The sequence below is a fragment of the Segatella oulorum F0390 genome, from assembly GCF_000224615.1.
GTDB lineage: Bacteria > Bacteroidota > Bacteroidia > Bacteroidales > Bacteroidaceae > Prevotella > Prevotella oulorum.
On record NZ_JH114215.1, the window covers coordinates 135,505 to 154,966 of the forward strand.

The window sequence follows — 19,462 nt, forward strand, 5'->3', positions numbered from 1 at the left end:
AGAAATCAAACCCCATGAGGTTTGAAATGCGCCTACTCCGCCTTATTTTCGGTTGGCTATGTTGTGGAGTTCGTTGGTTTCCCGGTTGGAGACAGAAAATCCCCCGCTCACTAACGTGTTTTTAAATGAAAAAGGATTAGCGAGCCGCTCACTAACATGTTTTTAAACGAAAAAGGATTAGCGAGCCGCTCACTAACATGTTTTTAAACGAAAAAGGATTAGCGAGCCGCTCACTAACATGTTTTTAAATGAAAAAGGATTAGCGAGCCGCTCACTAACATGTTTTTAAACGAAAACGGATTAGCGAGCCGCTCACTAACGTGTTTTTAAACGAAAACGGATTAGCGAGCCGCTCACTAACGTGTTTTTAAACGAAAACGGATTAGCGAGCTGCTCACTAACGTGTTTGTTAGTTTTATAGATGAATGCTCCAACGCTTTTTTTCAAGTCCGAAGGCTGTTATCTCGCCTTTTCGTGGTTTATTCCACCGTCCACGTGTCGTTGGTTTCTAACAGTTCGGCAAAGTTGTGGTAGCTTTGCTTCGTTTTTTGCTCGGCCAACTGCTCGTAGATGCAATCGTTGTAGGTGGGGGCGGGTACATCGCGGATAACGCCCAAGGCCACAGGAAAGCCGTCTTCGTTGCGCATCATGGCTAATTTCATTTGCAGTGTGTTATCGGTGCAATGGGCATCGTGCACAAGGATGTCGCTCATTTTTACGCCGTCTTCGCCTACTTTTACCACCTTCAGGCCAAATCCCTCTTGCATGAGGCCCCATTCTTTGTTCGCGCCGAACAGCATAGGCTGGCCGTGTTCCAAATAGATGGCGTGCATTTCACGCCCTTCGCGGGTGTAGATGGGTGCATAGCAACCGTTGTTGAAAATCATGCAGTTTTGCAAAATCTCGCAGACGGCTGCTCCTTTATGTTGCTGTGCGGCTTTTAGAAGTGCCACCGTGTGGGCGCTATCATTGGCCACCGCACGACCAAAGAATTGTCCGCGCGCACCAAAACAGAGTTCGGCGGGGCAGAAGGGGTCTTCAACGGTGCCATAAGGACTCGACTTTGACACGAAACCGCGCGGCGAGGTGGGCGAATATTGTCCTTTGGTGAGGCCGTAGATGCGGTTGTTGAGCAAGATGATGTTGAGGTCGATGTTGCGGCGAATGGCGTGGATAAAATGGTTGCCGCCAATGGCTAAACCGTCGCCGTCGCCCGAAATTTGCCACACGGTGAGCTGTGGGCGAGCCACTTTCACGCCGCTGGCAATGGCTGCTGCACGCCCATGAATGGTTTGCATGCCATAGGTGTTGACATAATAGGATAGGCGGCCGCTACAGCCGATGCCCGAAATGACGGCCGTTTCGTGGGGCGGAATGCCTAATTCGACCATGGCTTTGTGCAGCGAATTGAGGAAAAAATGGTCGCCGCAACCCGGGCACCAGCGTGGTTTGCCCTTTTTATAATCGTTGATGGTGTATTCCATTGTGATGCGTTATTGGTGAATGATGTTTGAAAACGCTTTCGTGAGTTTGCTCACTTTCAAGGGCTGCCCCGTGACTTCGTTGTATTGGCGTGGCGCAAAGCCATCGATTTTCATGCGCAGATAAGCTGCGAACTGACCTAAATTCTGTTCGGCAACCACCACTTTGGGATAGCCGAGGAGCACGCGCGCCGCATTTTGTGGTAGCGGATTGATGAATTTGAAATGGGCTAATGCCACCTTCTCGCCTTTGCTGCGCAGCGCTTCCATCGCCGTATAGAGATGGCCGAAGGTACCGCCGAAACCCACAATGAGCAGCTCGGCATCGTCTTTATCGCCGAAAACGGGCACGTCGGGCACATCAATGCCCGCCACTTTGCCGGCACGCAGCCGCGTCATGCGGTCGTGGTTTTCGGGATTGTTGGAGATAACGCCCGTGCTACAGTCCTTCTCCAATCCGCCTATCACATGCTCAAAGCCCGACATGCCCGGCGTGGCCCAATAGCGTGCCAGCGTTTTCTCGTTGCGTTTGTAAGGCGAAAAGGTGTCGCGCAGCGCTGCAGTGGCCATGGGTGGCGTGATGGTGGGCAAGTCGTTGAGCGATTTCAAGCGCCATGCGCCCGAACCGTTGGCGATATAAGCATCGCTCAGCACCACCACGGGCGTCATGTATTCCACGGCCATCTTGCACGCATCGAATGCCGCTTGGAAACAGTCGGTGGGCGATGTGGGTGCTATCACGGGCATAGGACTTTCGCCGTTGCGGCCGAAGAGCACCTGCAGCAAATCGGTTTGCTCGGTTTTGGTGGGCAAGCCTGTCGACGGGCCGCCGCGCATCACGTCGACAATCACCAAGGGCTGCTCGTCCATCACGGCCAAGTTCATGGCTTCGGATTTCAAACAAATGCCTGGCCCCGACGTGGAGGTGACGCCCAACGCACCCGCAAACGAGGCGCCGATAGCGGTGCAGCAAGCGGCCAACTCGTCTTCGCATTGCATGGTGACAACGCCCATGGCTTTGTGTTTCGCCAGCTCGTTGAGAATGTCGGTGGCCGGTGTGATGGGGTAACTGCCGAGAAACAGGCGCAGTCCCGCGCGCTCGGCGGCGGCCATGAGCCCGTAGGCAATGGCTTTGTTGCCCGTGATGTCCATGTAGCGACCTGGTCGTTTGTGAATCGACTCGATGCGGTAGGTGGCCGGAACCGAAGCATGAGTGTTGTAGCCATAATCATAGCCGGCATGCAGCACGCGGATGTTGTTTTCGGCCACATCGGGCTTGGCTTTAAACTTTTTGCGCAGATAGCTCTCCACCAGCGACTGGCTGCGGTTGAAGAGCCAGCAAACGATGCCCAAAGCAAACATGTTGCGGCATTTCAACACGGCTTTGTTGTCGAGCTCGGTGTCGCGCAAACAGGCCTTCACCATCGACGTGATGGGGCACGCCACCACGCGATCGCCATCGATGCCAAGCTCTCCCAGATAGTCGTTGGTTTGAAATTCGGCCTTGCGCAGATCCTCTTCTTTGAAGTTGTTGCTGTCGATGATGATGGTAGCCGAGGGCGCTGCATGCTGAATTTGTGTTTTCAGCGCGGCGGCATTCATCGCCACGAGCACATCGCAGAGGTCGCCCGGCGTGAGCACCTCGTCTTCACCGATTTTCACTTGGTATCCGCTCACGCCCGACAGCGAGCCTTGCGGCGCGCGAATGTCGGCAGGATAGTCCTGCAGCGTGGAGATGCCGTTGCCTACTTCGGCCGAAATCATCGAAAAAATGGTGCCGGCCAATTGCATTCCGTCGCCCGAATCGCCCGAAAATCGAACGGCGACCTGATGCAACTCTTTTACTTGAATTCCTTTCATAGACCTTTAGGTTAGAAACACTTCAAAAGTAGAAGATTTTTATGAGACGGGCAAACGATAGGCATATTATTTTGTTTGCGGGGTGGAAAAATGGCGTTTCAGGAGGAATGATGCCATGAAAATGTATCATTTACGCCCGTTGCGAAAGATATTTTAGAGGCAAAAACTCCTATTCTCAGCTGATACATCCTTGCGACAATGGAAAAAATTGTCCCTCAATCCTCGCCGCACGGGAATTTTTATTTTTCGTTGAAACGACCCTTGAGAACAATGGAAAGAGAAATTCTCGATGCTGCAAACAGGAGGAAGAACGCACCTTTTTTTAATTAAAATCGTGCATTCGAGCAGCAGAAACCGTCGTTTGTCCCCTTGTTTTTTATTAATTTTGCAGCCACGATGACAATTTTAATCACACTTCTCGTTTATTTTGGCGCGCTCTTGGTTTTGAGTCGGCTCACCACACGCCATTCCTCCAACGACACTTTTTATCGGGGCAACCGGCAATCGCCGTGGCCTTTGGTGGCCTTTGGCATGGTGGGCGCCTCCATTTCGGGTGTCACGTTTATCAGCGTACCCGGCATGGCTGTCACCACGCAGTTCACCTATCTGCAAATGTGCTTGGGCTTTGCCGTGGGCTATGTGGTGGTGGCCTTTGTGTTGCTGCCGGTTTACTATCGGCTCAACCTCACCACCATCTATAGTTATCTGCAAACGCGCTTGGGGCAACAGGCCTATAAGACGGGCGCAGGTTTCTTTTTGCTGTCGAAAATCTTGGGTTCGGCCGTCAAATTCGGCGTCATCTGCATGGTGCTGCAGCGGTTTGTGCTCGACGCGTTGCACATTCCGTTTGCCCTCACCGTGGTGCTGATGATGGGGCTCATCTGGCTCTACACGCGGCGTGGCGGCATTAAGACGCTCGTTTTCACCGACACGTTTCAAACCTTTTGCATGTTTGCCGCCTTGCTACTCATCATTTGGCAGGTGAACAGCGCGCTCCATTATTCGCTCTCCGACAGCCTACGCGCCATCGTGGCCGACGAACACAGCCGCATCTTTGTGTGGGATGATTTCATGAGTCGGCAGAATTTCTGGAAACAGTTCCTCAGTGGCATCTTCGTGGTGGTGGTGATGACGGGGCTGGATCAAGACATGATGCAGAAAAACCTCACGTGCAAGGGGCTGCGCGAGGCTCAAAAGGATATATGCAGCTATGGATTGGCCTTCTTCCCGGCCAACTTGTTGTTCTTGGCTCTCGGCGTGTTGCTCATGCAGTTGGCCGCACAGCAGGGCTCGCCGCTGCCGGCATTGACCGACGATTTGCTGCCTCTTTTTGCAGCATCGGGCCGCTTGGGCACGGCCGTCGTGGTGTTTTTCACCATCGGCATCGTGGCCGCCAGCTTCTCGAGTGCCGACAGTGCGCTCACGGCGTTGACGACAACGTGGTGTGTCGACATTGCCGAGCGTCCCCACGATGAGCGACTTCGACGTCGCACCCATGCGCTCATGGCTGTGGCTTTTGCAGCCATGATTTTAATTTTCAATGCGGTCAACACTACAAGTGTCATCGATGCCATCTACACCCTCTGCTCCTACACCTACGGACCGCTGCTGGGTCTCTTTGCCTTTGCCTTCTTTACGCGCTATCGGGTGCGCGGCCGGTGGGTGCCATGGGTGTGCATAATAAGTCCGGTCATCTGTTGGGCAGTGAGTCTTCTGACGCAACAAACAACCGGATACGAAATGGGCTACGAACGGTTGATGCTCAATGGCGCATTAACCTTCGGCGGATTGTTTATTTTCCGAGTTCGCTAAGATAGGCCTGCGCATCTAAAGCGGCTTTCGCTCCTGTGCCAGCGGCGATGATAGCTTGCTGATAATGAGGGTCACAAACGTCGCCTGCAGCAAACACGCCCGGCACGTTGGTGGCCTGATTTTGTCCCTTCAGGCAAATGAAACCTTGCTCATCGAGCGTTATGAAATCCTTAAACAGCGCCGACTGTGGCGTGTGCCCAATGGCTAAGAAAAAGCCGTCGATAGGCAAATCGTATGTCCGTTCGTCGCTTTCGCCTTTGCGATAAACCACGTGTGCACCTTCCACACCGTTCTCACCATAAAGCCCTAACGTGTTTGTTTCGTAGAGGATTTCGATGTTCTCGGCCTCTTCCACACGCTTTTGCATGGCTGCCGACGCGCGAAGATAGGGCTTGCGCACAATCATATACACCTTTTTGCAAAGGCCAGCCAAGTAGTGAGCCTCCTCGCAAGCCGTGTCGCCACCGCCCACAACAGCCACCACTTTCTTGCGATAGAAGAACCCATCGCAGGTGGCGCAGGCGCTAACACCTTGTCCGGCATACTTCTTCTCGTCGGGCAAGCCTAAATATTTGGCTGTGGCACCCGTCGCAATAATCACACTTTCGGCCTCAATCGTTTCGCCATGATCGGTAGTCACGGTGTAGGGTTTGCGGCTAAAGTCAACCTTGGTAATCTCGCCATCGCGCAAATCGGCACCAAATCGGGCGGCTTGTTCGCGCAAATCCATCATCATCTGGTTGCCGTCCACGCCATTGGGATAGCCCGGAAAGTTGTCGACGATGGTGGTTTGAGTGAGCTGTCCACCCGTTTGCAAGCCCGCATAAAGCACGGGATTAAGGTTAGCCCTGCTGGCATAAAGTGCTGCGGTATAGCCCGCCGGACCACTACCAATGATTAAACATTTTACATACTCCATATTGTTTTCTCCTTTCTAAAAATAATTCGTTATGCGTCTAAAAGTTTTTCAATCTCTTGCGCAATGTGGTCCATGCTTTCAGTGGGTTCGAAACGTGCCACCACTTGCCCTTTTTTGTTGATTAAAAACTTGGTAAAATTCCATTTAATGTCGCTCTTTGCTTTGTAATCGGGGTCGGCTTCGCTCAACATCTTGTCTAAAATGGGGTAGAGCGGATGGCTCTCATCCCAGCCGGCAAAGCCCTTTTGCTCTTTCAAAAACACGAACAATGGGTCGGCCTCGTCGCCATTCACCTTCACCTTTTTGAAGCGTGGAAACTCGGTGTTGTAATTGAGCTTGCAAAACTGGTGAATGCTTTCGTCGGTGCCGGGTGCCTGTTGACCAAACTGATTGCAAGGGAAATCCAACACTTCAAACCCCCGACTGTGGTAGGTTTCATAGAGTTTCTCCAACGCTTCGTATTGCGGTGTGAAACCACATTGCGTAGCCGTGTTCACAATGAGCAACACTTCGTTGGCATATTCTTTTAACGCTACGGGCGCTCCTTTTCTGTCTTTAACGAAATAATCGTAAACGGTTTTCATTTTCTTCTTTGATAAATGCTGTTAAATGATGAATGCTTGTTGAAAGCCATGTGGCAAAGATGATGCCAGCTTGCGTGCAAAGGTAGTGATTTTTATTTCGACAAGCGCAGGAGTATGCCACATGTTAACGCAATTTTAGAGTTGTCGGTTGCCGGCATGCAACCCCATTTTTCCGCTGCCGGTTGTTGATTCTTGGTACTGTTTTGCTCGTTTGAAAGGGAAATCCCTATTTAAAATATAGAAACATCATGGCGTAGCTCGCGCGATATTTCTTATCTTTGCGATGTTTTTAAGTAGAAGAAGAATGAATATGAAACGAATAATATATATGAAACAGCTATCGATTTGGAGCTTTGCCGCTCTTTTGTGCAGCGCATTGCTTTTTGCTTCGTGCGACGACGATGCCGTGGTGGCGTCTTATTTGAGTGGAACCTGGGAGGGAACGGTGTTCTCTGAGGTGGACTATGGCGGGCAAATCTATCGCATCACGCGCTCAGAAGTTGAGTTTACCAATGGCTACACCTCGGGAACGGGCTATTGGGTGGACTATTATGGTCGAGGTTATGGTCGCCGCTACACCGCCAATCACATTCGTTGGCACGTGGAAAATCAAACCATCTACATTCATTTCATCGAAGAAAATAGCAACGTGGTCACCGACGATTGGCTCACGGGCTATGCCTCGACATCGGGTGGTAATCGGGTGCGCATAAGGCTCTATCACACCTCGTCACCCAACTGGGATGACTATGATTATGGCTACAACCGCTATTATGGTTATGCCAAGAGCCGCAATGCTGAGGGCGTAGTGCCTGTGCAACGCAAATATATCCAATAGGCCTATATAAAGTTGTTAGCAGCAAAGCAGCCCACTTTCTCGCAAAAAGTGGGCTGCTTTTGTTAGTGATTTAGGTCATTTTGTCGTGTAATGTGTTGCATTTTTTTGAACGAAGTTCTTTTGTTTGTTAAAAAACAGCTAAATTTGTTGCTAAGAAAGAAATAAACAATGGTAAATAGTCAAATGAATTGGGATAGAATTGTGGCGTAAAAGAATTTTAAACGGCAAAGAGTCACCTGGCAAGCACAATATTACGAGTAATATTTGTAAAATATAAATAAAGGTTTAAAAGCACAGAGCTACGATTTATACCTTATCGATACAAAAGGGAGGGAAAAGTGTTACATCAACGGGCCAGGCGAATCAAGAGAGAGGGGATTGCTATTCATGGTGGGTGATCAGTAGGATTTGTCGGATGCTTAACAACCTATACTACAAACTATGGGAATAGAAAAAGTCAAAAGACAAACAAAATGGTTACTCAAGTAATTGAGAATATCCCAGGTCTTGAGGGCTTTTAAAAGATGTTATTTTAGTATTATTAGAAAGAAGTGTTATTAAAAAAGGGAAATTATGGTTTGGAATCATAGAATAGCAATGATTTTTCTTGAATGCATAATGTTTAGCTGCAGCTATGGATGTATGAGAATTCAGCGAAAGGGTCGAATATCCAATGAAAATATAGCGACAAAGAAAGTGGCAGATAATATGAAAAATATAGAAAATGAGAGAACGTTATTTTTGACTAAAAGTGGCTTTAAATTTCCGAGTACGCAAGATTTCCAGTCTAAAATAAAAAAAGTATTTGGATATGATATTAAAGAAACGACAAGTGATATCATTGAAGTGGAATTAAATCCTTTAATGGATGACGAGTCAAATAGCCTTATCATATATCGGAAAGATAGATTTGTCGATTTGAATATTCATTCAGAGGTATATGATGATAAATTATATCTATTGGCTTTCAATAATTACCTATTCTATGGGAAGAAATCAGATTTTGCATATATACAAAAAGATTTATACCACATATATGAATTGGTACAAGATTTTGGATATTGGGATGATAATCTTAAAGCCTTTATCTTTAAAAAGATGCAAGCCGATGAGGATAATGATGCTTGGTTTTCTATATTCTTTGGGAGAATTGGGATAAACGGAAAATGGAAGCTAAGAAGAAATATATTCAGACAATACTGTACAGAGGCAGATAACTGTCAAACGATGTTTATACCTTTCCTTGAAAAGATTCTAACTGAACCCTATAAAACAAAATACGAGGGTAATCTGGACGAAGATGTGGCCTATATCTTAGAACTTATATCAAAGAAAGAATTAAAAAAGGAGCAAACCCCTGGTGTTATCGGTATCATAAGTAATACGTATTCAAAGAATCCAGAATTGCTCAATAGATTCAAAAAGAAGAATTATTATGGGTATGAGAACCTAAAATTTTATTCACAGTATTATGAAGATGAAATACAAGAAAACGATAAATGAGAATTCATTCTTCTATCAAAAATAAAAGAGTAAAAACAATCATTGCTGTTCGGTAAAACTTAAAATAGTATATAAATCCTTGCGGAATTACCTTTATATAGGTAATTCCGCATTCTTTTTTAAATTCAAGCTCCCAATTAGATAAATCGATTGCTGTCCAGTAAGACTTTTTCATATTCGTTCTCGTCCTTGCACGGTGTCATCGTTGACCAACGGAACTGATAAAGCATATGATGGAATGCGAGGTTATTGATTAATGCCCCAATCTCTAAACTCAGACTTTACGGCTTGCAGAGGTTTATTTTCTACTTCGTTCTCAAGGTTATCGGGCAGGTTGCAAAAGAAGTCTATGCCGGTGAGGCGTTGCAGTTCGGCGATGTTCACCACATAGTCGGCTAATCGGGTGCTGATGCCCTGCTCTTTCATTTGCTTCATGGTGAGGTTACGGTGCTCAATGAAGAAACCGAAAGCATGGTAGCCCGACGCGTTTTTGAGCAGCACAGCCATGAAAAAATATTTGGGCACGATGAACTTGCTGCGCGTATAACTCAAAATTTGGTTGGCCTGATCGATGGTTCCGCCCTTACATATATATAAGGTGTCGCTTGATTGTAGATGGCTGCGCAGGCAATCTTCCATCTGCTTCCAAATGCCGGCATTGAAACTGTGTACTTGAGGCTGCATGTTGGCCATGTAGAAAGTTTGCTCATTGGCCTCTTTTGAGTAGATGCGATCTTCGGAAGCGCAGATGTGTCCACGGTCATAGCCTTTGGAGCCATCGGGAAATAGGCTTTGGCTGAATTCATTTTTCACGGGCGGCTGTTCGCCATTGGGGATTTCGGGTGCCCATTGGAAGGGGTCTCCATGCCATTTTTTGTCGGCTTTCCACTGGGCGCGGCTCCAGTTTTTCACTCTGGTTGGCGCGGTACTCATCCAGCAACTCCAACGCTGTGCGCGTTTGGTGTGATCCCATTCCAAGGCATAGTTCATGATTTGATGGGCGGCGTTGGTGGGGTCGGGTGCGCGATAGACGTAAACCGAACTGCCTTTGCCATGGAGTTTTGGAAATTCTAATCGCGTAATGTCTATGGGCATGCCGATGGATGGCGTGTTTTGATTGTTGTTGGTTGAACGCTTTGGCTGCTGAGAAACGAGATCGGGATGGTCAGTACCGCCGCATGCTAACAAGGCAAGCATGACCGAGCCGATGGTAAAGATGAGTGATTTGTGTTTCATTGTTTGTTTTTTGCGTGTTGAAAATAAAAAAATGTGCTCAAACGTATATGCAACTACGTTTGAACACATTTTAAATGGAATATATTCTTTGCAAAAGATATATTTACTTTTTCAACTTACCGTAACGGTTCATGAAGCGGTCAACGCGACCAGCTGAGTCAACAAGCTTGCTCTTACCGGTGTAGAAGGGGTGAGAAGTGCTTGAGATTTCAATCTTTACCACGGGGTAAGTCTCGCCTTCAAATTCTACAGTATCATTGGTTCTTGCTGTAGATTTTGTAAGGAACATATCGCCGTTGGACATATCTTTGAATACGACGGGGCGATAGTTTTCTGGGTGAATACCTTTTTTCATTTCGTTGATGATTATAATTTATAAAATTGTTACTACGCTAACAGGCTGCAAAGTTAATGAAATCTTTGCAGCCTGCCAAATTTATTTAAAACGTTTTTAAATGCTTAGTTGGCGTAGGTGATGACAAACTTCTTAATACGAAGTTGCGATGGAGCACCTGAGCCTGTGGCGTTATTAGTGAATGTTACAGTAGCAGCATTGATACCGTTGATGGTATATTTGAGACCGTTGAGTGCAACGGTTCCGGATGTTGTTCCGAGATTGCCACTGGCAGTGTATTTGTCGCCTTTATATTCATCGCAGAAAAGTGTGATAGAAGCAATTTGCTTGCTGCCAGCATTGAAAGAAATGGTGTTGCCAGGATACATGCGAATGGTTCCGCCACCAACACTATAAAACTTAGGAACGTTGTTGCCTGAGCCTTTTGCTGTGGTAACGGTGGTACCATCGGACATTGTTTGTGTGCCAAACTCTTTGTTATTGGCTACGCCAAAGCTTGCTGCTGTAACCTCTGTTCCCGTTGATGGAGTAGGAGGTGTTGGGGGAGGTGTTGTACCAGGAATGAGTTGTGTGCCGCCATTCACCGAAATAAGTTTGTTGTTCTTATCCATTTCGTTGATGGTTACGTGGGTTGTATTGTTGGTGTAGGCTTTGATTACGCCGAGCACGACAACTGTTTGTCCCACTTGCAATTCATTGGCAGCAGTGAAGTCGGCACCATTGAAACTCTTACCCGAGAAGATTTGCAGCTCGTTGGTGGTTGTTCCATCGTCAGAGATGTAGTAGGTGAGGCTCTTGTAGGTAGCGTTGTAGGTAGGAGCCTTGCTAATGATACCTTTTACATAGACCTCGGCCTTGGGCGCTTGATTATTGGTAATCAAGTTAATGGCTTTTGTAACCGTGTAAGCTGTAGCCTCGGTGTTTGCGGGTGTACTGGGTGTTGGCGGCGTAACCGTTCCACCACTTTGTTCATTGAGCTTGTAAATATAAGTAGCACCTTTGCCAACCGTCTCGGGTGTGTTGCCTTGATAGTTAACAAATGGACCATAAATAACGACTACATCACCTACCTTAATTTGATTGGCTGCTGTAAACTTCGCATTGGCAAGAAACTTGCTCTGGAAGATTTTGAGCTTGTGGTTAGGATAGTCCTTGTCAATGATGTAGTAATCGGCGTTACCATAGGAGCCCGTATCAACCTTCTTGATTTCGACAATCACACCTTTTACATACATTGGTGCCGTCTTTTGGTCGGCCGGTTGTGCCTTCAACAGTTTGATGGCAGCTGCCACATTGTAGGGATCGCTTTCGGTTCCACTACCAGCAGGCTCGGCTGTCACGGGCTTTGTTGGATTGTTGCCGTTTTGGTTGGGCGTGTCATAGGGGGCGGGCACATCGCTGCAACTGCTGAATGTCATAACGCCTATGGCCAAAAGAAATAATGCGTTGATAATCTTTTTCATTTTGTTTGTATTTAAATTGTATATCTTTCTTAGTGGGCAGCTTCGACATCGCTGGCTTGGCGAATGACAATCTGCCATTTGTTGTTATAACGTGTGAAGAGTCCTGTGATGTTTACATTGCCGGTGGGCAGTTTGTCAGCCGCAAAGTCGGCATAGATGCTGGTGCGTACAACAATATTATTTTCGTTGAGGCCCACCAAAGCGCGCTCACAGGCGTTGTTGTTGACTACATCGGCACGGTTGGCATAGTCTTTTGTACCGGCTTGTTGGAAAGCCACATTCTTGATAGTCATCAGTCTTCCGGCGTTTTTGGCGAGATAGTTTGCATCAGTGAGCTTGGTTTTATCAAACTCCGAGGGTGTGACTGCAACGGTGTTGTTGGTGTAGTTGAAATGCTGATACCAACGAATTTTCGACATGCGGCTCACCGACTCTAATCCATTGTTGTTGGTATAGGGTGTTCCAATCTGTGTCTGATAGCCATAGTTGCCGATGTACAAACCTTTGAGGTTCACTAAAATCTCGGTACCCACGGGCAGATAGCCATAGATACCGTTGTCGCCGATGGCAATGATGATGGCGTCGGTAGCGTCTTGCAGACCGATTTGGCTGAACACATTACCGCCATTATCGTTGGCTGTGACGTAGCCTTTGATCTGAATGTCATCGGTAATCTCGGCCATGCCATAGGGTTGTGCCAACTGTGTTGCGTAATTGCTCTTGAGCTGTGCAATGGAGATGACATGAGTTTCGGTGATAGCACTGTTACCACGTGTGTAGTGAGTGTCAACAGAATCCCAATCACCATTCATGCAACTGGTCATCAGTAGACCAGCGCATGCCAAAAGGATATATTTTAAATGCTTCATATTCGGGTTGTTTGAATTAGAATTTATAAGCTACTTGCAACATGCCGTTCATACCATAGGCATAGTATTTCTTCGGATTGCGTGAGAAACTGTAGGTGCGGCTGCTGGTGCTTCCATCGTTTTTAATGGAATAGTCACTGCGGCTCTGTTCGTAACCGCCCGTTACAATCTTTTGGTTGTTGAGCAGGTTGGTCACCATGAGGTTGATGGAGAGCGAACCTTTTTTCAGGCGAATGCTCTTGCCAATGCTGGCATCGAGCATAAACCCACCATGGCCTTTATCCTGTGGTGAAACGATATAGTTGCCGTTGCTATCGATGGAACCCATCTTTTGGAGTGCCGACGCATAGCGATAGTAGGGTGAGTAGCCCAAATAGATGCGGTCGTAGTAGTTGCCGTTGAGGTCGATAAACCAGCCACCTTGATGGAAACTAAGTCCCAAGTTGGCTGCAGTAAGAGGTGTTCCACTCTCACGCATGTCCTTCACCAATGCTTCATCGTCATTGTAAACCCCTTGCGTAGAGTTGAGGTAGCGCACGTGAGCGTTGCTCATGTTTTTCGCTTCGCTGAGCGTTCCGATAGCTTTTAGGTCGAGGTAGGATGTGAGTTTGAAGCGCAAACCGAGTTCCACACCATAATAAGCTTTCTTTAGATTGCTGAGAGCATTGTAGGAGAACGAATTGATATCGTCGAAATAAAAGCACGTCCATTCTGTGGCATGGCCCACGTAGCTATAATAAGCATTGAGATTAGCATGCAACCACGAGGTGCTGTATTGATAGGAAGCCTCACTGCTGAAGATGAGTTCGTTCTTCAAATCGCGCACGAAATCGTTGTTCATTTCGGCCGCTTGGAAGGCCACATAGGCGGTGGGGGCCTTGCTTTCTAAGCCCAATCCCAACGAGAACACATGGCCATGACTCAGGTCAATCGATGCAGCTGTCTTACCACCACCGCTGAGGAAATTAGCCGTTTTGCTCTTACCAAACGAATTGTTGGCAAACAAACCGTTGCGCATTTTACCGTCGCGGTTCATGCCATCGTAGCCTATTTTCCCAGCCACGCTATAGTGAATGTTGCGGAAAGTTTCGGTATAGCTGGCCCATGCGTTGCCACGAACGACATTGATGGTGTAGTCATAGCCGAAGCGGTCGCCCTCTTTCACCTGTGCGTTCATGCGATTTAAGTCGTATTGTACGGCCGACGAGTTGGCTGCATAGGTGCCGATGGCGTAGTTATTGATATTGTGGAAACTGTTGGCACCAAGCAAATCGTCCATCGTTTGATAGTGGAACCCCTTGTTGGCAGCAGCTGTGACGCCGATGTTTAGCGTACTTTTGGCGGTGAAGTGCTTTGTTAGGGTTGAAGCCAACGTGAAATAAAGATTATTGTTGTAGCGTGCTTGCACATAGTACATGGCATCGCCGCCTTGCTGGTTGGCGTTGCGATTGGCAGCATAGAGCTGATCCCAGTTGATTTGGCGGTGAGCTTTGTCGCTTGACAACCACTCGTAAGCCAGCTTCCAGTCGGCCAAGTTCTGTGCGGTTTGTGCGTGGCTATTCTTGCCCCACACATCATAGAAATTACTGGGCAGCAGCTTGTAGTAGTCGGGTTGTGGGTTGTCGGCGTTGTTATAATTGAGCTTGGTGCTCTTGTAAAGGCTATATTTCCCGAGCAGCGTGGTGGTGAGCTTCGAGGCATTGTTGATGTTCCAATCCCATGTGAGTAGCGCAGTTGGCGCAAAGTCGTTCACCACGCGCGAGTTACGGCGTTTGCCATTTTGGTAGCCCCAATAGGGGTTGTATTGGTTGTTGTTGGCAATCCAAAAACTCTCATCGGTAGCTGCACCCTGTGCGCCACGCTCTGTGGGGTTGCCCCATGTAGCAAAGCTCAGACTATGGTTGCCTATGAGCTTCTGAACACCGAGGAAATAAGAAAGGGCATTGTAGAAAGTGCCTTCCACATAGCCGCGATTAGCCCAACGATAGGTGAGACCGGCACTGAAAGCCCAGCCCTTAGCGTTGAAGCCACTGTTATAGGTGTACATGCCACGCAGCGTGTAGTTGCGGTTGGCACCGGCAAGGCTGATGCGCTGTCCTGTGGACATGCTGCCGCTGCGGAAGTTGTAATTGTTACTACCTGCCATGGCAGTCATACCATAATTGTTGGCTTCGAACGGAAGTGAGAAGTCGACATTGCGCGTTTGCTGGTTCAGACCGCCGATGGAAGAGAAAGCAAACTGGCCGCGTTCAACATCATTTACGGGCGCACCATTAATGAAAATCTCGTTGTACTTTTGGTTAAAGGCACGATAGCGAAACCTCATGGGCGAGAATAGAAAGCCCACTTCGTTGGCGTAGGCATTGGTAGTTGAATTGAGGATGGTTACGTTTTGGCTCATGTTGTCGTCTTCGCCCAACTGTGCCTCGGTGAAGGTAAAAGCATTTTCGTCTAACGACTTTGCCGTTTGCTGCGTTTGGTTGCTCTGTGCCGACGCGAGGGTGGAACAACACACCGCGAGCACCATTAGTGGGAGCTTCTTTTGCATAGATAAATGGTAAATTGAATGAATAAATTATTGTTGTGCAAATATATAAAATTAATTTGAATGGGGGCGTGGGTTGCAGTGGTTTTTTGTGGATGGCAAGTAAGACGGTAACTAAAATGTTTGCTTTTCTCAGAAATAATTGCGAATATTGCAACGTAAAATGAACTTAATTAGTGACAAACAATGATGAATTTTAGCAAACGGATGCAAATGCTGCTATGCTCGGCATTTACTTTTTCGCTGTCGATGTGGGCGGGCGATGGACTCACCATGGTAGTGGGTACCTATACAGACACGGGCAGCACAGGACTTTATAGTTTCATGTTTAATCAGCAGACAGGAGAGACCATGCTACTCGACTCGCTGTCTATGACCAATCCTTCGTATCTCACCTTTGCGCATCGTCCTCACCTTTTATATGTGGTGAGTGAGACCAACGACAGCCATGCGGCTGTTTGCACCGTGAGCCTGAATGAGACCACGGGTCGGATGAGATTGCTCAATCGTCAACTCACGGGCGGAGAAGATCCATGCTTTGTGGAAACCAACGGGCGCATGGTGCTCACAGCCAATTATTCTGGTGGCACAATGAGCGTGTTTCCCGTGCTACGCAATGGTCTGATTGGGGCCTGTCGCTACCGGTTTGCAGGACATGCCAACGCCCATGCTGCCGCTCCGCAAAACACTGCTCACGTGCATGCCGCACGCTTTGCGCCGAATGGCTACGTTTATGCTACCGATTTCAGCGCCGACCAGTTGTTGGGTTTCAAACCAACCTCATCCGCATCGCTTAAGCCTTTGGGCGTGGCCGGCCGTCTTCCTCAGGGTGAAGCGCCGCGTCACATGGCCTTCTCGCCCAATAGACGTTATGTTTATGTGATGAGCGAATTAGGTGGTGCCGTGACAGTGTTCAAATGGAAGGGGTATCACTTGGAGCGTTTGCAAACCATAGCCTCGGACAGTGTGGGCGGATGTGGCGGTGCTGACTTGCATCTCTCGCCCGATGGTCGTTACCTTTATGCCAGCAATCGCTTGAAAGCCGACGGCATCTCAATCTTCAAAGTGGATGCCGGCACGGGTAAACTCCGCAAGGTGGGCTATCAATCCACCGAGCTCCATCCACGCAACTTCGCTCTCACGCCCAATGGTCGCTATCTGCTTTGTGCCTGTCGTGACGGTAACTGCATCCAGGTGTTTGCACGTGATGCCGAAACAGGCTTGCTCGCGATAAAGCAAACCATTAGGTTGCGCAAACCAGTATGCATCCGGTTCAAAACGCGGAATTAACGCATGTGAGCATACCCCTGCAGACTAAGGTAGAATCATTTCATCACGTGCCACATCATCTGCCTTCGTCAGATGGTGAATCGGCTGCACGAAGCACCATCTTTTAGGCACAGCAGGGTAGCTCGTGCGTTCGTTTGCACTCGATTTCATCTTCACATCGTGCTTCGACTATGCGAGACACTGTTTGCAAGGGTAGGATGGGCTAACTGTTGTAGGTGTGGATGCTCATGCCTTGCGCAGATGGCAGATAGTTGATGCCCCACCAACATATTTGCAGCAACACGAAGGCGATGAGGAGTAGGCGCAGCGACAGACGTGGATTAGCACGTGATGTGAGGCGCAGGTGCATATAGAGCAAATAGGCTAACCAGGTGATGGCCGCCCAAGTCTCCTTGGGATCCCAAGCCCAATAGTCGCCCCAAGCGTCTTTGGCCCATAGTGCACCGAAGAGCATACCGATGGTGAGGAAGGCCCAACCCATGCCTACCATGTTGTCGATGCTGGAGAGGGTGATGGGGGTTGCCATAGGAATTGCCGGAGTATGAGTCGTGGAGTCGCTGCCGCGCATCTTCCACAACAGAAATAAGGCCATGAGGGTGGCGGCGCCAAAGAGGGCGTAGGCAAACATGTAAACGATGACATGGGGGGCAAACCACGGACTCTGCAGGGCGGGCATCATGGCTTTGGTGTGGATTTCGGGTTTCAATAGGTTGATACCTATAAAGACGCTGCTCAATAGTGTGGAGAAGCTCAATATCCAATGGTAGCGGCTGCGCGCATAAACAATGATACCGGCCAGAGGGAGGAAGAATGAATACCACAGACGGGTTTCGCCCATAGTGCGCATAGGCGGACGCTCAAGTGTGTGCCACATGAGGAGGATATAGGCGAAGAAGATGGTGAGGCCGATAGCGGTAAAGAAGTAGGCGCCACGCTGTTGGCGTTTCCAAGCACAATAGGCTCCGATGCTCCAAAAGAGGATCGCAGCGATAGCGAAATAGATGAAATATTCCCAAATCATGGTTGTTCTGGTGTTGAGGATGTGATATCTTTTGTTTTTCCTAAACTAAAAAAGAGTAGCACGGCGCCAAGGAGTAGCAGTCCGATGCCAAGATAGACGAAGGGTAGCCAAGGGTCGGCCACAAGCTGGAAGATGCTCACGCGGTGGGCGGCACCCATACTCTCGTCGTAGCTGTATTGATAGATTTTCCAACCCGCGAGATGTGCTGGCTTATTGACCTCAATGGTGGTGGCCAACGTTTCGCCTTCCTTGGTGTAGATGTGCACTTCACTGGCATAGCGCTTGGGCGAGGGCATCTTCATAAGTTTGGTTTTACCCTTGCCGATGCCCACCTTTTGCAGTTCGGCGGGATATTCTTCGAGGATGAAGCGCTGCAACTCAATGGCTAAGGGCAATTCAACCACATTACCTTGGTCGTCGAATGCGCGCCACTCGGGTTGTCCGGCAAGGCAGTACATCTTGAGGTTGCGTTGGTCGGCCGAGCCTAATGTGCCGCACACAAGCGCGATAAACAGTCCAACGTGGCACACTAGACTGGGGAACTTACGCTTGCGGAAAGTGCTGATTTGATGGAGTGTTGTCAAGGCTATGATGCTACTGAGCCAGAGATAGACGAGCACGAACGGCCAATAGGTGAGCATGTACGAGAGGCCGATGGGGTCGATGGTTGGGCTTACGCCTGGCGCTTGTCGAGTGATGCCCATGATAAAGGTGAGCACTAACGCGAAACCAATGGCGGCTACAGCGGCTGATGGCGTACAAAAGTATTGCACAACGTAGAGCCTTTTGCGAAAAATGTAGAGCACACCGAGACTTAATAAGTAGAAACCGAGGGTGATGAGATTGGCGGGAAAGGCAAAAAGTTGCCAGTCGATGCCGCCTGTGAAGCATTGCAGCAACTGGCCGATGATGATGAGTCCTCCACCTATTGCAAGCCCCTCGCGAATGGTCCATGGTTTATTCCACATGATGGTATAGTTCTTTTCTTGCTCGCAGAAGTGCGAGATAGAATTATTTTTACTTGAAAGGATTATTTGTAAAAGGATAGTTCGACATGCAAAATTGATAGCCATCCCTTGCTTACCATGCTCAAAATTGATCTGCTTTTTTGGCGAAGGCTGCAGAGAGGTAGCTATCAATTCTGTTTTAAGTGATGCGCTCCTTACATGGGTTGTGTGATGAAGCGTTTATTTTGCTTTGCTTTCTGAATCCATTGCGGAACGATGGTGTTTAAGAAACGTTCTTTCTTGCTGTTCAGTGCAGGCATGTCAAGACCGATATAGCGCTGTGCTTTCTCTTTGGTCGAGACGTCGGGGAGCGGAATGTTGCCCGTGAAGCCGGTAGTGTCTAAAAAAGTGTGTAAGCTCACCATAATTCTTATCTTTGCATTAAGTAATAAAAAACAACAAGAATATGGAACTTACACAAGGACAAATTTCGGAAATTATTTCGAATTACACAAGTAGCAGTGAAGGTTTTGTCACACTTCAATCGTTGATTATGAATTCTTTGATGGCCCACGAGCGCGAATTATTCGTCAAAGCGAATAAGAATGAGCAATGCAATGGCTTTCGTCCTCGCCGTTGGTATTGTAAGGGCTATACGTTCGTCTTGCGCATACCACGTAGCCGTAGCGGCAATTTCTATCCCGTACTTTTAGGGATTATTCGTAGCGAATGTGAAGAG

Annotated in this window: 17 protein-coding genes; 5 read left to right on the plus strand and 12 right to left on the minus strand. The window is 48.2% G+C overall.

Annotated elements, in window-relative coordinates; all coding sequences use genetic code 11:
• Positions 1-479 precede the first annotated feature (479 nt).
• Together HMPREF9431_RS00590 and HMPREF9431_RS00595 are read right to left on the minus strand one after the other, a co-directional pair.
• Entirely contained in the window at positions 480-1,484 is a 1,005-nt protein-coding gene (locus HMPREF9431_RS00590; protein WP_004379089.1) for a 2-oxoacid:ferredoxin oxidoreductase subunit beta, read from the minus strand.
• A gap of 9 nt (positions 1,485-1,493) precedes the next feature.
• A complete protein-coding gene (locus tag HMPREF9431_RS00595) occupies positions 1,494-3,341 on the minus strand; it encodes a 2-oxoacid:acceptor oxidoreductase subunit alpha (RefSeq protein ID WP_004379090.1) in 1,848 nt (615 codons plus the stop codon).
• Positions 3,342-3,737: 396 nt separating this feature from the next.
• Between HMPREF9431_RS00595 and HMPREF9431_RS00600 the strand changes: the two genes are divergently transcribed.
• Complete coding sequence (locus tag HMPREF9431_RS00600) at positions 3,738-5,153, plus strand: sodium:solute symporter (protein WP_004379091.1); 1,416 nt, start codon at positions 3,738-3,740, stop codon at positions 5,151-5,153.
• Here HMPREF9431_RS00600 and trxB read toward each other — a convergent pair.
• Together trxB and HMPREF9431_RS00610 are read right to left on the minus strand one after the other, a co-directional pair.
• Positions 5,134-6,072: a thioredoxin-disulfide reductase gene (gene trxB / locus HMPREF9431_RS00605; protein ID WP_004379093.1), complete on the minus strand. Its 939-nt coding sequence runs from the start codon at positions 6,070-6,072 to the stop codon at positions 5,134-5,136. The two genes, HMPREF9431_RS00600 and trxB, sit on opposite strands and share 20 nt — an antisense overlap.
• Before the next feature lie 29 nt (positions 6,073-6,101).
• Complete coding sequence (locus HMPREF9431_RS00610) at positions 6,102-6,656, minus strand: glutathione peroxidase (protein ID WP_004379095.1); 555 nt, start codon at positions 6,654-6,656, stop codon at positions 6,102-6,104.
• Positions 6,657-6,966: 310 nt separating this feature from the next.
• Here HMPREF9431_RS00610 and HMPREF9431_RS00615 point away from each other — a divergent pair, with 310 nt between their 5' ends.
• Together HMPREF9431_RS00615 and HMPREF9431_RS00620 are read left to right on the plus strand one after the other, a co-directional pair.
• Complete coding sequence (locus tag HMPREF9431_RS00615) at positions 6,967-7,494, plus strand: hepatitis A virus cellular receptor 1 (RefSeq protein WP_231287670.1); 528 nt, start codon at positions 6,967-6,969, stop codon at positions 7,492-7,494.
• Positions 7,495-8,067: 573 nt separating this feature from the next.
• Entirely contained in the window at positions 8,068-8,997 is a 930-nt protein-coding gene (locus HMPREF9431_RS00620; RefSeq protein WP_004379098.1) for a hypothetical protein, read from the plus strand.
• Positions 8,998-9,243: 246 nt separating this feature from the next.
• Here HMPREF9431_RS00620 and HMPREF9431_RS00625 read toward each other — a convergent pair whose 3' ends face one another.
• The 5 genes from HMPREF9431_RS00625 to HMPREF9431_RS00645 form a co-directional block, all read right to left on the minus strand.
• A complete protein-coding gene (locus HMPREF9431_RS00625) occupies positions 9,244-10,233 on the minus strand; it encodes a DNA/RNA non-specific endonuclease (protein ID WP_004379100.1) in 990 nt (329 codons plus the stop codon).
• 103 nt (positions 10,234-10,336) lie between these two features.
• Complete coding sequence (locus HMPREF9431_RS00630; RefSeq protein ID WP_004379101.1) at positions 10,337-10,588, minus strand: type B 50S ribosomal protein L31; 252 nt, start codon at positions 10,586-10,588, stop codon at positions 10,337-10,339.
• 104 nt (positions 10,589-10,692) lie between these two features.
• Positions 10,693-12,051 (minus strand): OB-fold nucleic acid binding domain-containing protein, encoded by a 1,359-nt coding sequence (locus tag HMPREF9431_RS00635; RefSeq protein WP_004379102.1) that lies wholly within the window; start codon positions 12,049-12,051, stop codon positions 10,693-10,695.
• A 29-nt stretch (positions 12,052-12,080) separates the two neighbouring features.
• Complete coding sequence (locus HMPREF9431_RS00640) at positions 12,081-12,920, minus strand: DUF5689 domain-containing protein (RefSeq protein WP_004379103.1); 840 nt, start codon at positions 12,918-12,920, stop codon at positions 12,081-12,083.
• A gap of 16 nt (positions 12,921-12,936) precedes the next feature.
• A complete protein-coding gene (locus HMPREF9431_RS00645; RefSeq protein WP_040560608.1) occupies positions 12,937-15,468 on the minus strand; it encodes a hypothetical protein in 2,532 nt (843 codons plus the stop codon).
• Between the two features lie 183 nt (positions 15,469-15,651).
• On the opposite strand from HMPREF9431_RS00645, the gene HMPREF9431_RS00650 reads away from it, so the two are divergent.
• A complete protein-coding gene (locus HMPREF9431_RS00650; RefSeq protein WP_004379105.1) occupies positions 15,652-16,755 on the plus strand; it encodes a lactonase family protein in 1,104 nt (367 codons plus the stop codon).
• A gap of 202 nt (positions 16,756-16,957) precedes the next feature.
• Here HMPREF9431_RS00650 and ccsA read toward each other — a convergent pair whose 3' ends face one another.
• From ccsA to HMPREF9431_RS00665, 3 genes are all read right to left on the minus strand, one after another.
• Positions 16,958-17,776, minus strand: a complete 819-nt coding sequence (ccsA, locus tag HMPREF9431_RS00655; RefSeq protein ID WP_004379106.1) for a cytochrome c biogenesis protein CcsA — start codon at positions 17,774-17,776, stop codon at positions 16,958-16,960.
• Complete coding sequence (locus HMPREF9431_RS00660) at positions 17,773-18,744, minus strand: cytochrome c biogenesis protein ResB (RefSeq protein WP_040560982.1); 972 nt, start codon at positions 18,742-18,744, stop codon at positions 17,773-17,775. Before HMPREF9431_RS00660 ends, ccsA begins: the two co-directional genes overlap by 4 nt.
• A gap of 194 nt (positions 18,745-18,938) precedes the next feature.
• Positions 18,939-19,145, minus strand: a complete 207-nt coding sequence (locus HMPREF9431_RS00665; protein WP_404827952.1) for an ammonia-forming cytochrome c nitrite reductase subunit c552 — start codon at positions 19,143-19,145, stop codon at positions 18,939-18,941.
• 44 nt (positions 19,146-19,189) lie between these two features.
• On the opposite strand from HMPREF9431_RS00665, the gene HMPREF9431_RS00670 reads away from it, so the two are divergent.
• Positions 19,190-19,462, plus strand: a 273-nt coding sequence (locus tag HMPREF9431_RS00670) for a transposase (RefSeq protein WP_004379109.1), incomplete at its 3' end; no start/stop codon positions are given.

Bases quoted from the DNA above. Each gene is read 5' to 3' on its own strand.
- HMPREF9431_RS00615 (WP_231287670.1), top strand. From the start codon at position 6,967: ATGAAACGAATAATATATATGAAACAGCTATCGATTTGGAGCTTTGCC.
- HMPREF9431_RS00630 (WP_004379101.1), bottom strand. From the start codon at position 10,588: ATGAAAAAAGGTATTCACCCAGAAAACTATCGCCCCGTCGTATTCAAA.
- trxB (WP_004379093.1), bottom strand. From the start codon at position 6,072: ATGGAGTATGTAAAATGTTTAATCATTGGTAGTGGTCCGGCGGGCTAT.
- HMPREF9431_RS00645 (WP_040560608.1), bottom strand. From the start codon at position 15,468: ATGCAAAAGAAGCTCCCACTAATGGTGCTCGCGGTGTGTTGTTCCACC.
- ccsA (WP_004379106.1), bottom strand. From the start codon at position 17,776: ATGATTTGGGAATATTTCATCTATTTCGCTATCGCTGCGATCCTCTTT.
- HMPREF9431_RS00595 (WP_004379090.1), bottom strand. From the start codon at position 3,341: ATGAAAGGAATTCAAGTAAAAGAGTTGCATCAGGTCGCCGTTCGATTT.
- HMPREF9431_RS00610 (WP_004379095.1), bottom strand. From the start codon at position 6,656: ATGAAAACCGTTTACGATTATTTCGTTAAAGACAGAAAAGGAGCGCCC.
- HMPREF9431_RS00625 (WP_004379100.1), bottom strand. From the start codon at position 10,233: ATGAAACACAAATCACTCATCTTTACCATCGGCTCGGTCATGCTTGCC.
- HMPREF9431_RS00660 (WP_040560982.1), bottom strand. From the start codon at position 18,744: ATGTGGAATAAACCATGGACCATTCGCGAGGGGCTTGCAATAGGTGGA.
- HMPREF9431_RS00620 (WP_004379098.1), top strand. From the start codon at position 8,068: ATGGTTTGGAATCATAGAATAGCAATGATTTTTCTTGAATGCATAATG.
- HMPREF9431_RS00635 (WP_004379102.1), bottom strand. From the start codon at position 12,051: ATGAAAAAGATTATCAACGCATTATTTCTTTTGGCCATAGGCGTTATG.
- HMPREF9431_RS00600 (WP_004379091.1), top strand. From the start codon at position 3,738: ATGACAATTTTAATCACACTTCTCGTTTATTTTGGCGCGCTCTTGGTT.
- HMPREF9431_RS00650 (WP_004379105.1), top strand. From the start codon at position 15,652: ATGATGAATTTTAGCAAACGGATGCAAATGCTGCTATGCTCGGCATTT.
- HMPREF9431_RS00640 (WP_004379103.1), bottom strand. From the start codon at position 12,920: ATGAAGCATTTAAAATATATCCTTTTGGCATGCGCTGGTCTACTGATG.
- HMPREF9431_RS00590 (WP_004379089.1), bottom strand. From the start codon at position 1,484: ATGGAATACACCATCAACGATTATAAAAAGGGCAAACCACGCTGGTGC.